General features: G+C 72.7%; 9 protein-coding genes and 1 pseudogene. 2 read left to right on the top strand and 8 right to left on the bottom strand.

Features of this window, described 5'->3' with window-relative positions; translation table 11 throughout:
- Positions 1 to 35: 35 nt before the first annotated feature.
- The 6 genes from pdxT to pgsA all read right to left on the bottom strand — a co-directional run bounded on the left by pdxT (position 36) and on the right by pgsA (position 5,392).
- Positions 36 to 635, bottom strand: a complete 600-nt coding sequence (pdxT, locus tag SMD11_RS27170) for a pyridoxal 5'-phosphate synthase glutaminase subunit PdxT (RefSeq protein ID WP_087928949.1) — start codon at positions 633 to 635, stop codon at positions 36 to 38.
- 85 nt (positions 636 to 720) lie between these two features.
- Entirely contained in the window at positions 721 to 1,635 is a 915-nt protein-coding gene (gene pdxS / locus SMD11_RS27165; RefSeq protein ID WP_087928948.1) for a pyridoxal 5'-phosphate synthase lyase subunit PdxS, read from the bottom strand.
- An 84-nt stretch (positions 1,636 to 1,719) separates the two neighbouring features.
- The gene (locus SMD11_RS27160) at positions 1,720 to 2,253 is read right to left on the bottom strand and encodes a hypothetical protein (protein ID WP_087928947.1); all 534 of its coding nucleotides are present in this window, start codon (positions 2,251 to 2,253) and stop codon (positions 1,720 to 1,722) included.
- Positions 2,254 to 2,664: 411 nt separating this feature from the next.
- Complete coding sequence (locus SMD11_RS27155) at positions 2,665 to 3,837, bottom strand: glycosyltransferase family 4 protein (protein WP_087928946.1); 1,173 nt, start codon at positions 3,835 to 3,837, stop codon at positions 2,665 to 2,667.
- Positions 3,834 to 4,739: a phosphatidylinositol mannoside acyltransferase gene (locus SMD11_RS27150; protein WP_087928945.1), complete on the bottom strand. Its 906-nt coding sequence runs from the start codon at positions 4,737 to 4,739 to the stop codon at positions 3,834 to 3,836. The genes SMD11_RS27155 and SMD11_RS27150 overlap by 4 nt, the downstream gene beginning before the upstream one ends.
- Complete coding sequence (gene pgsA, locus SMD11_RS27145; RefSeq protein ID WP_087928944.1) at positions 4,736 to 5,392, bottom strand: phosphatidylinositol phosphate synthase; 657 nt, start codon at positions 5,390 to 5,392, stop codon at positions 4,736 to 4,738. The genes SMD11_RS27150 and pgsA overlap by 4 nt, the downstream gene beginning before the upstream one ends.
- Before the next feature lie 265 nt (positions 5,393 to 5,657).
- Between pgsA and SMD11_RS27140 the strand changes: the two genes are divergently transcribed.
- Both SMD11_RS27140 and SMD11_RS27135 read left to right on the top strand, forming a co-directional pair.
- Positions 5,658 to 7,865: an elongation factor G-like protein EF-G2 gene (locus SMD11_RS27140; protein ID WP_087928943.1), complete on the top strand. Its 2,208-nt coding sequence runs from the start codon at positions 5,658 to 5,660 to the stop codon at positions 7,863 to 7,865.
- Positions 7,866 to 8,032: 167 nt separating this feature from the next.
- Positions 8,033 to 9,685 (top strand): hypothetical protein, encoded by a 1,653-nt coding sequence (locus SMD11_RS27135; protein WP_087928942.1) that lies wholly within the window; start codon positions 8,033 to 8,035, stop codon positions 9,683 to 9,685.
- 63 nt (positions 9,686 to 9,748) lie between these two features.
- On the opposite strand, the pseudogene SMD11_RS27130 reads toward SMD11_RS27135, so the two are convergent.
- Positions 9,749 to 10,890: pseudogene (locus SMD11_RS27130) on the bottom strand (beta-propeller fold lactonase family protein).
- A gap of 122 nt (positions 10,891 to 11,012) precedes the next feature.
- Positions 11,013 to 11,873, bottom strand: a complete 861-nt coding sequence (locus tag SMD11_RS27125; RefSeq protein ID WP_087928941.1) for a polysaccharide deacetylase family protein — start codon at positions 11,871 to 11,873, stop codon at positions 11,013 to 11,015.
- Positions 11,874 to 11,897: the final 24 nt, after the last annotated feature.

Here is an 11,897-nt window from a genome sequence, read left to right as displayed (position 1 = left end):
GAACGAACGACTGAGATCCTACCGGGACCTCACCGCTACGCCGCGCGCACCATGTCGACGAACAGCCCGTGCATCCTGTGGTCGCCCGTCAGCTCCGGGTGGAAGGACGTCGCCAGCACGTTCCCCTGCCGCACGGCGACCGTGTGGCCGTCGTACGTGGCCAGCACCTGCGCCTGGGCACCCAGCGACTCCACCCAGGGGGCGCGGATGAAGACGCCCTCGACGGGACCGCCCTCGATCCCCGCGACCTCGACGGCCGCCTCGAAGGACTCGTTCTGCCGCCCGAAGGCGTTACGGCGCACGATCATGTCGATGCCGCCGAGCGTCTCCTGGTCCTCCCGGCCGTCCAGGAGCTTGTCCGCGACCATGATCATGCCGGCGCAGGTGCCGTAGACCGGCAGCCCGGCCCGCACCCGCTCGCGCAGCGGCTCCAGCATCCCGAAGGCGACCGCCAGCTTGGACATGGTGGTGGACTCGCCGCCGGGTATGACCAGGCCGTCGAGGTCGCCGAGCTCCTCGGGACGGCGGACCGGGCGGGCCACGGCCCCGGCGGCCGCGAGGGCGATCAGGTGCTCGCGGACGTCGCCCTGGAGGGCGAGTACGCCGATGACCGGGCTGTCGACGGGGCTTGTCACGGGGTACCTCTCACAGCGGGACGCGGTGTACGGACGGTGGGCGGCCCTGGGAACGGGCCGCCCACCGGGGGGAACGCGGGGCGGACTACCAGCCGCGGTTGGCGTAGCGCTCCGACTCGGGGAGGGTGTCGCAGTTGATGCCGACCATGGCCTCGCCCAGGTTGCGGGAGGCGTCCGCGATGACCTTCGGGTCGTCGAAGAAGGTGGTGGCCTTCACGATGGCGGCGGCGCGCTTGGCCGGGTCGCCGGACTTGAAGATGCCGGAGCCGACGAAGACGCCCTCGGCACCGAGCTGGCGCATCAGCGCGGCGTCGGCGGGGGTGGCGACGCCACCGGCGGAGAAGAGGACCACGGGGAGCTTGCCGAGCTCGGCGACCTCCTTGACGAGCTCGTACGGGGCGCGCAGCTCCTTGGCCGCGGCGAAGAGCTCGTTGTTGTCGTAGCCGCGCAGGCGGGCGATCTCGTTCTTGATCTGGCGCAGGTGGCGGACGGCCTCGACGACGTTGCCGGTGCCGGCCTCGCCCTTCGAGCGGATCATGGCCGCGCCCTCGGCGATGCGGCGCAGGGCCTCGCCCAGGTTGGTGGCACCGCAGACGAAGGGGGTGGTGAACGCCCACTTGTCGGAGTGGTTGACCTCGTCGGCCGGGGTGAGCACCTCGGACTCGTCGATGTAGTCGACGCCGAGGGACTGGAGCACCTGGGCCTCGACGAAGTGGCCGATGCGGGACTTGGCCATGACCGGGATGGAGACCGCGCCGATGATCTCCTCGATCATGTTCGGGTCGGACATCCGGGCCACGCCGCCGTCCTTGCGGATGTCGGCCGGAACCCGCTCCAGCGCCATGACCGCGACGGCGCCCGCGTCCTCGGCGATCTTCGCCTGCTCTGCGTTGACGACGTCCATGATCACGCCGCCCTTGAGCTGCTCGGCCATGCCGCGCTTGACGCGTGCGGTGCCGGTCTCGGGGTTCGTGGACGTGCTGGGGGCCGTGCTGGACACGTGGTGACCTCACTATCAAGGGCGGTGATGCTGCACGGTCATCCAATCCGCCGCCCGATGGGCGAAAAAAGAGCCAATTCGAGGTCAGTGGCTTGTGCGGTCCCCGAGCACCGCCGGCGGCTCGTCGTCCATCTCGAACGCGAGCGGGAACGGCGCGTGGCCCGCCAGCCGGAACCAGCGCACCACCCGGTGCTTGCGGACCGCGCGCGCGGCGCGCACCGCGTCGTTGTGGAACCGCCGCGCCATCGGCACCCGGCGCACGGCCTCCCCGAGCTCCGTCAGCGACTCCTCACCGCCCGGCGCCGCCCGCACCGCCTCGACCTGCGGCGGCTCCGCGAACACGGCCCGCAGCGCCTGGCTCAGCTCGCTCTCCGCGACCTCCCGGTGCTCCTCCTCCGCCTGCCGGGCGGCGTGCGCCGCCTGGTAGAGGACGATCGAGGCCGCCGGATCGAGCACCCCCGCGGTGGCGAGCTCCTGCGCGACCGAGGCGCGCCGCAGCAACTGGGCGTCGAGCGCGGCCCGCGCCGCGTCGATACGGCTGTGCAGCCGGTCGAGACGGCCGGCGGTCCAGCTCAGGTAGACGCCGATGACGACCAGCGCGACGACGATCCAGATCATTGTGGTCACGCGAGCTCACGTTACCGCTCGCCGCGACGCCGCTCGCCGCGTTGCCGCTGCCGCGTTGCCGCTGCCGCGACGGTGCGGGGGCTTACGGGCCGCCGTAAGGGTGCCGCCGAGTGGCGGGCGCGCCTTACCGATGTCCTCAAACGCCGGACGGGCTGGAGTGTGGCCGGGCACGGACCTGATCGTGCCCCCCGCTCGCACTGCGTCGAGCCCCTGGACGCGGAGCGGGCCGCAGGCCCGGCCCGCAACGTGGCCGACGCGAGTGGAGCCCGGCCCGGAGCGTGGCCGGCACGAGTGGAGCCCGGCCCGGAACGTGGCCGGCACGAGTGCACCCCGGCCCGGAACGTGGCCGGCACGAGTGGAGCCCGCCCTTGGCCCGTGGCGTACGACCCCCGCCGACCGGCCTCAGTCCCGCGCCAGCCCGAACCGGGCCCGGAAGCCCGTGCGTTCGTCCGTGGCCACCGACGCCGCGCCCGCCGTCACCGTCTCGTAGACCGCCAAAATGTCCGCGCCGACCCGCGACCAGTCGAAGCGGCGCACGTGCGCCGAGCCGCGCTCGCGCAGTTCCGCCCGGCGGTCCGGGTTGCCCAGCAGACCCACCGCCGCCGCGGCCAGCGCGTCCGCGTCCTCGTTGGCGAACAGCTCGCCCGCCGCGCCCTTGTCGAGGACCTGCGCGAACGCGTCCAGGTCGCTCGCGAGGACGGGCGCGCCCGCCGACATCGCCTCGACGAGGATGATGCCGAACGACTCGCCGCCGGTGTTGGGCGCCACGTACACGTCCACGCTGCGCAGCAGCCGCGCCTTGTCCTCGTCGCTCACCATGCCGAGGAACTCCACCCGCTCGCGCATCTCCGCGGGCAGGGTCGCGACGGCCTCCTCCTCGTCACCGCGCCCGGCCACCAGCAGCCGGGTGCCGGGGCGCTCCGCGAGGATCTTCGGCAGGGCGCGCATCAGGACGGGGAGCCCCTTGCGCGGCTCGTCGATCCGGCCGATGAAGCCGATCGTGCCGCCCTCGACACCACCCTGCCACTCCTTGCGGGGTTCGGCGCGGGCGAAGAAGTCCACGTCGACACCGTTGGGGATGACGACCGCGTCCCCGCCCAGGTGCTCGACCAGCGTCCGCCGGGCGTACTCGCTCACCGCGATCCGGGCGCTGATCTTCTCCAGCGCCGGCTGGAGGATCGGATAGGCCGCGATCATCGCCCGGGAGCGGGGGTTGGAGGTGTGGAAGGTCGCCACGATCGGGCCCTGCGCCGCCCAGCAGGTCAGCAGGCCCAGGGAGGGCGAGGTCGGCTCGTGGATGTGGATGACGTCGAAGTCGCCGTCGTGCAGCCAGCGCCGCACCCGGGCGGCGGACAGGAAGCCGAAGTTCAGCCGGGCCACCGAGCCGTTGTAGGGCACCGGCACGGCCCGGCCGGCCGAGACGACGAACGGCGGGAGCGGCGTCTCGTCGTCCGCCGGCGCCAGCACCGACACCTCGTGCCCCAGCCGGATGAGGTGCTCCGCCAGGTCCCGGATGTGGAACTGCACCCCGCCCGGCACGTCCCACGCGTACGGACAGACGATCCCGATCCTCATGGCTTCCCCTCCCCGGCCTGCGGGAGGTCCGCGAGCCACAGTCGCTGGAGCATGTGCCAGTCCTGCGGGTGCTCGGCGATGCCGCTCGCGAAGGCGTCGGCCATCTGCTGGGTCATCGCGGCGGCCTTCTCCTGCCGGGTGCCCGTCTCGGGCACGTCGACGGGCGGGTGGATCCGCCCCCGCATCACCGGCGACCGGTCGTACCAGAGAGTGACGGGCAGCAGCGCCGCACCGGTCTGCACCGCCAGCATGGCGGGCCCGGCGGGCATCTTCGCCGCCTCGCCGAAGAACTTCACCTCTATGCCGGAGGAGGACAGGTCGCGGTCGGCCACCAGGCAGACCAGCCCGCCGGCCCGCAGCCGGCGGGCGAGGGTGCCGAACGCGCTGCCGCCTGCGTGCGGCAGCACCTCCATGCCGAGCCCCTCGCGGTAGGCCACGAACCGGTCGTAGAGCGTCTCGGGCTTGAGCCGCTCGGCGACGGTCGTGAAGGGCACCCCCAGCCGGGTGGTGACCCAGGCGCCCGCCAGGTCGTAGTTGCCCATGTGCGGCAGGGCGACGACGACGCCCCGACCGGCGGCCAGGGCCTCCTCCAGGATGCGCAGGCCCTCCGGCGTGAAGCCGTCCCGGATCCGCTGCGGGCTCCACGCCGGCAGCCGGAAGGACTCCATCCAGTAGCGCATGTACGAGCGCATGCCCGCCCGCGAGAGCTGGGCCAGCCGCCCGGGGCCCGCGTCGGGCAGCACCCGTGCGAGATTGGCCTCCAGGCGCAGCACGCCCTTGCCGCGCCGCTTCCAGGCGGTGTCGGCGATCCGCTGTCCGAGCCGCGTGGCCACCGGCTCGGGGAGCTTCTTCACCGCGCCCCAGCCGAGCCCGTACAGCGCGTCGGTCAGCTTCTCCTTCACCCGGCCCCGCCTCCGCTCGCCGCCGCGTCGGCCTCGTCCGCCTCACGGCGCACGGTCACCACACGCTGGACCATGGTCACCAGGCTGCCGACCGCCACGATCCACAGGGCGATGGGCAGCAGGATCTGGATGCCCGGCACGCCGAACTTGTGCAGCCCCGAGAAGCCGCACGCCACCAGCGAGATCACGAGCCGCTCGGCCCGCTCGACCAGGCCGTTCACATCGACCGGCAGGCCGATGGCCTCACCGCGCGCCTTGGTGTACGACACCACCTGGCCGCTGGCGAGGCAGAAGATCGTCACCGCGCACAGGGTGAGGCTGTCGCCGCGCCCCGCGTACCAGAGGGCGAGCCCGCCGAAGATCGCCGCGTCGGCGACCCGGTCGAGCGTGGAGTCGAGGAACGCGCCCCAGCGGCTGGAGCGGCCGAGCTGGCGGGCCATGTTGCCGTCGACCAGGTCGGAGAAGACGAACAGGGTGATGGTGACCGTGCCCCAGAAGAACTCCCCCTGGGGGTAGAAGACCAGCGCACCCGCCATCACACCGCCGGTACCGATGAGGGTCACCGCGTCGGGGCTGACGCCGAGGCGGATGAGCAGGGCGGCGAACGGCGTGAGAACACGCGTGAAGAACGCACGCGCGTACTTGTTCAGCATGGCCTTCCCGGAGGGTCGAATCGGGCCGGGTGGTCAGAAGGCCACCGGCTGGCCCATCGTAGCCAGGCGGCCGGGGGCGCCCGCGCACGCACCGCTCGCACACCGGCCGGGGCCGCCGCCGCCCCGCGCGCGCACCCGCCCGCGCGCCGCCGACGGCGCGCCGGTGGCACCGCCGCGGGTACGCCTCCGTGTGCGACGTATGGACGCAGCGTTACGGCGGTGGAAAGCTCGAAGGACCGCAGGTGTCGACCGGGAGGCGGGACACATGGGCGAGAAGACGGGCACGTACCCAGGGGCCGCGGGCAGAGCAGTGTCGGCCGACCGGCCGAGCCACGTACGCAACGTGGTGCTGGTCGGCCACAGCGGTTCCGGCAAGACCACGCTGGTGGAGGCACTGGCGCTGGCGACGGGCGCGGTCAACCGCGCCGGCCGGGTGGAGGACGGCTGCGCGATCTCGGACTACGACGAGATGGAGCACCGCCAGCAGCGCTCGGTGCAGCTCTCGCTGGTCCCCGTGGAATGGGCCGGTATCAAGATCAATCTCTTGGACACCCCCGGCTACGCCGACTTCGTCGGAGAGCTCAGGGCCGGTCTGCGCGCCGCGGACGCGGCCCTTTTCGTCGTCTCGGCGGCCGAGGGCGCCGAGAACATCGGCGGCGCGACCCGCATGGTGTGGGAGGAGTGCGCGGCCGTCGGCATGCCCCGCGCGATCGTCGTCACCCACCTGGAGGCCGCCCGCGCGGACTTCTCCGAGATGACGGAGAACTGCCGCACCGCCTTCGGCGGCGACTCCCCCGACAGCGTGCTGCCGCTCTACCTCCCCCTGCACGGGCCCGAGGGCCCCGACGGGCACCGCGGCGTGGCCGGCCTGATCGGCCTCCTGTCGCAGCGCGTCTTCGACTACTCCTCCGGCGAGCGCGCCGAGCACCCGCCCGCCCCCGACCAGCTGCCGCTGATCGAGGAGGCCCGCAACCGGCTCATCGAGGGGATCATCGCCGAGAGCGAGGACGAGACCCTCATGGACCGCTATCTGGGCGGCGAGGAGATCGACGTCAAGACGCTCGTCGAGGACCTGGAGCGGGCCGTGGCACGCGGCACCTTCCACCCCGTCCTCGCCGCCGCGCCCGCGGCGGAGGGCGCCCGGCACGGGCTGGGCACCATCGAGCTGCTGGAGCTGGTCACCGGCGGCTTCCCCACCCCGCCCGAGCGGACCGTCCCGGCGGTCACCACCCCCGACGGCCGTCCCCGCGCGCCCCTGACCTGCGACCCGGCCGGACCCCTGGCCGCAGAAGTGATCAAGACCTCCTCCGACCCCTATGTCGGACGGATCTCCCTCGTCCGGGTCTTCTCCGGCACCCTGCGCCCGGACGAGACCGTGCACGTCTCCGGCCACGGCCTGGAGGACCGCGGCCACGAGGACCACGACGTGGACGAGCGCGTCGGCGCCCTCTCCTCACCCTTCGGCAAGCACCAGCGCCAGCTGAGCCAGGCCATCGCCGGGGACATCGCCTGTGTCGCCAAGCTCACCCACGCCGAGACCGGCGACACCCTCTCCGCACGCGGCGAGCCCCTGCTCATGGAGCCGTGGCAGATGCCCGACCCGCTGCTGCCCGTGGCCATCCAGGCACACAGCAAGGCGGACGAGGACAAGCTCTCGCAGGGCCTCGCCCGGCTGGTCGCCGAGGACCCCACCATGTGCCTGGAGCAGAACGCCCAGACCCACCAGGTGGTCCTGTGGTGCCTGGGCGAGGCGCACCGCGACGTCGCCCTGGAACGGCTGCGCACCCGCTACGGCGTCCGCGTCGACGCCGTGCCGTACAAGGTGTCGCTGCGCGAGACCTTCGGCGCCAGGGCCACCGGGCGCGGGCGGCACGTCAAGCAGTCCGGCGGCCACGGCCAGTACGCCATCTGCGAGATCGAGGTCGAGCCGCTGCCCGGCGGCTCCGGTATCGAGTTCGTCGACAAGGTGGTGGGTGGCGCGGTGCCCCGGCAGTTCATCCCCTCCGTGGAGAAGGGCGTCCGGGCCCAGGCGGCGCGCGGCGTCGCCGCCGGCTACCCCCTGGTCGACGTGCGGGTGACGCTCCTCGACGGCAAGGCGCACTCGGTGGACTCCTCCGACGCCGCCTTCCAGACCGCGGGCGCCCTCGCCCTGCGCGAGGCCGCCACCGAGACCCGCATCCACCTCCTCGAACCCGTCGCGGAGGTCCGGGTCCTGGTTCCCGACGCCTACGTCGGCCCGGTGATGAGCGACCTCTCGGGGCGGCGCGGCCGGGTGGTCGGCACCGAGCAGTCCGGCGCCGGCCGCACCCTCGTCCGGGCCGAGGTCCCCGAGATCGAGATCGTCCGGTACGCGGTGGACCTGCGCTCCCTGTCGCACGGCACCGGCCGGTTCGCGCGGAGTTACGCCCGCCACGAGCCGATGCCCGCCCAGGTCGCCGACCGGCTCCGCGAACTCCCCGAAAACGGAGCATAGTTCACAAGCCGCCCGTCCCAACTCCAAGGAGACGGGCGGCTTTCCGATCTCCGGCGACAGCCGGTACCCCGCACGGATACGCTGGGCACGCGGACCAACACGTATGACACGGGCGGCCGTCGTCAGGCAGGCCGCAGGATCGGGCATGCGCGGCATTGGGGGCAGCGGTGGCAGCAGGGGACGCGTTCGACTTCAGCCCGGGTGCACAGATCCCGCTCTCGGGCTCCTCCGGGCAGACGGCGGCGACCCAGGCACTCGCCTCGGCCGCCTACCGCGACGGCCCGGTGGACCAGCTCCTCAAGGCCAACTCCGACTGGGCCACCTCCGAGGTCAAGCCGCCCCGCATATCGCTCTTCGAGCCGAACCTCGGCGAGGCCTTCTCCCGCGCCGTCCAGCTGAGGGTCCTCGGCGGCGGCCGCAAGCCGCTGATCCAGTCCTTCGGCCTCGACCCCCAGCCCGTCGTCGAGCACTGTCTGGCGGCCAGCCGCATCCGCAAACAGCGCGACACCCGGCTCACCGTCATCATGCTCGTCTGCGGCCTCCTCTTCCTGCCCGGCGTGCTCCTCTGGCTCGGCGCCTTCCAGCTCCGCCGCTCCCTCGCCGGCGCCCAGAACAAACGGGCCGGCGCCCTCGGCATGGCCCTGCTCGCCGCCCTCGCCGTGTTCGCCGTGATCTTCATGGTCAAGATGCCCTTCCACGGCTTCTGGAGCCTCTACCTCCGCGCCATGCTCATCGCCCCCCTCATCGGCGGCCTCTGGGCCAAGACCGTCTGCGAGAACACCGCCAAGGACCTCCGCGACCGCTGGACCGGCCTCCTCTCCGGCGGCGGCATCGGCGCCAAGATCCCCGAAGCCGTCCCCAAGAACCCCGGCGAGACCGCCGCCGAGCGGCTCCGCCAGTCCCTGGAACGGCTCGCCGCCGAACAGCACAGCAACGTCGCCTTCTACGCCGGCCCCAAAGGCATCCTCGGCATGGGCACCCGCTGGGGCAGCTGGCAGCTCGCCGAGGAGCTCGTCCCCGCCGACCCCGACAAGGAGATCAACCCCTTCCGCAGCTGGGACGTCGTCCGCGCCATCCACGACCAGCTGCGCCTCCTGGAGCGCAGCCCCCTGCACACCGGAGGATTCCCCACCCCCTCCGTCGAGCACTGGGTCGTCTCCCCCGTCGGCGAGGGCGCCGGAGCCGTCTCCCGCCCCGAGGGCACCGACGGCTTCCAGATAAGGGGCGCGGAGCTCCAGAAGATCTGCAACGAACAGCAGTTCGGCGCCGGCAGCCGGCACTACCTCGGCGTCCAGTTCGTCCTCTGGGACGGCCAGCTGGTCATCACCCTCCTGATCACCGTCACCGTCCTCCACAAGACCCTCCGCATCGAGGTCACCGGCCACGCCCTCGGCCCCGTCCACGGCCTCTTCATGGGCAAGCCCTCCCCCCGCACCAAGACGGTCACCAAGACCGTCAAGTTCTGGGAGACCAGGACCCGCAAGCTGTCGATCGTCCCCGCCAAGGAGGTCGTCCGGCTCGCCGCCCGCGCCCCCCTCACCTGGTACCCGCCCCTCCTGGAGTACTGGGGCGGCAAGCTCGTCCTGCCCGAGCCCTTCGGCCTGCGCCACGCCTGGGCCGACAAGCCCTGGCGCCACCGCTTCATGGCCGACGACGCCCTGCGCGCCACCACCCCCGTCCTCCGCGTCGTCCACGAGGCGGCCCTGCGCGTCCTCGCCGAGAACGGCGTGAACACCGAGCGCTTCGCCGGCCGCGCGATGTCCCTCAGCGGCGCCGTCCAGGACCCCAAACCCGGCCAGGCCGACGTCTACAACGCCTGACGGCAGAAAACGACAGGGAGGGGCCGCCGTCCCCGGACGGCGGCCCCTCCCCCTTCCCTCAGCTCACCTGAAGATCCCCGTGTGGCCCAGCGAATACCGCCCCGGCTGCGGATACACCGCCAGCCCGTGCGGCCCCGACCCCACCGGGATCCGCGCGATCTGGTGCCCGTCCCGGGTGTCGATGGCGTACACCTCACCGTCGTAACGCCCCGACAGCCACAGCACCTTGCCGTCCGCCGACACCCCGCCCATGTCCGGACTCCCCCCGTCCGGCAGCTCCCACTTCTTCACCAGCTTGCGGCTCGGCAGGTCCAGCACCGACACCGAACCCTCACCCCGGTTCGAGATGTACATCGACCGGGAGTCCCGGCTGACGTACAGCCCGTGCGCCCCCTTGCCCGTCCGCATCAGCGACGGCTCGGTGAACCTGTCCCCGTCCAGCACCCAGATCCCGTCCGCCATCATGTCCGCGACGTACCAGGTCTTCCCGTCCGAGGAGATCTTCACGTCCTGCGGCATCGCCCCTCGAACGGCAGCTTCTGCTTGGCGATCACCTTCATCCGCGCCGTGTCGACCTTCAGCAGCTCCCCCGAGAACTCGCACGAGACGATGAAGTACTTCCCGTCGGGCGAGAAGTCCGCGTGGTTCACCCCCTTGCAGTTCACCGGCTCCGTCTTCATCCGCTTCATGGTGTGCGCGTCCCGGAAGACCAGCTCCCGGTCCATCGACGCCATCACCACCGCGTACTTCCCGTCCGGCGTGAAGTAGAGGTTGTACGGATCGTGGACGTCGACCGTCTTCCCCGCCTTGCCCGTCGCCGGATCGATGGGCGTGAGGGTGTGGCCCCGGTCGTTGTTCACCCACAGCGTCTTCAGGTCCCACGACGGCACCACGTGCTGCGGCTGCCTGCCCACCGGGATCGTCTCGATGACCTTGTACGTCTTCGGGTCGATGACGCTGACCGTGTCCGACTCGGTGTTGGGCACGTACACCCGCGACGGGAAGTCCTTCACCACCGGCGACAGGGCGTTCGGCCGGTCCGCCGCGTACAGGTCGTTCGGATCGAGCAGCGGCGGCATCCCCGGCAGGCCCGCCGGAGCGGCACCGGCCTTACGGGTCCCGCCCTCACGGGCGGCGGTGCCGGGCCCGTCGTCACCCGAACCGCCGCAGCCGGACGCCAGCAGGACACCCGCCGCGGCGAACAGCAGGGCCCGGCGGACCCGGCGCGGCCGCGACCGGCCGGGACACGGACCGGAACGCGCGCCCCGCCGGCCCCGGGCGGACTGGGCGGACTGAGCGGGCTGGGAGGACTGGATCGAGGACTGGCTCATCGGGTCAGCAGCTCCGTTGTCGTCACCGCGCGCAGACCGCGCCGGTGCAGGCCGTCGAGGATCGCGGGCAGCGCGGCGACCGTGCCGGCGTGCCCGAAGTGCAGGCTCACCACCGACCCCGGCCGCACCGCGCCCAGCACCGTACGCCGGACCGCTTCCGCGCCCGGGTCGGTGTGGTCGAGGGAGTCCACGTCGTACGAGAGGACGTGCGGATATCCGGCCTTACGCGCGAGCCGGACCACCCGATCGGTGGCGAGCCGGGCCCGCGACGGCCGGAACCACCGGCCGATCCCGCCCGTCAGCCTGCGCAGCCGCTCCGCACACTGGACGATCTCGGCGGTGGCCGCGCGCTCCCCCATCGTGCAGATGTCCAGATGGTGCATCGTGTGATTGCCCAGCTCGTGCCCCCCGTCGAGAACCCGGCGCGCCATCCGTGGCTCGGCGTCCAGCCAGGAACCGACCGCCAGCACGGTCACCCGCGCCCCGGCCCGCTCGGCCTCGGCCAGCAGCGCGGTGACACCCTTCGGGTCACCCTGCCCATGAAAGGTGAGCGCTACGGCGGAACCCTTGCGGGACCCGTACTCGATCTGCGGGGGCAGCAGCGGCGGAAGCGGGGGCAGGGCGGACACGCCCGGAGCCACCGGCCCTACGAGCGCGGGGGCGCGCGGACCGGGCGGCGGGGAAGAGGCGGCGGGCGAGGGCGCGGACGCCGAGGCGTGCGACGCGGGCGCCCGCGCGGACGGGTCCGCCGCGCGGACCTCGTCCCCATCGGACCGGCCGCAGCCGACGGCGCCCGCCCCGGCGAGGGCACCGCCCGCGGCCGCGCGCAGCACGGTGCGGCGGTGAAGGAAAGTCACCGCACCATTAGAACTTCTCTTTAT

The sequence above is a fragment of the Streptomyces albireticuli genome (assembly GCF_002192455.1).
Classification (GTDB): domain Bacteria; phylum Actinomycetota; class Actinomycetes; order Streptomycetales; family Streptomycetaceae; genus Streptomyces; species Streptomyces albireticuli_B.
This window is presented reverse-complemented; position numbering and strand designations above follow the sequence as displayed.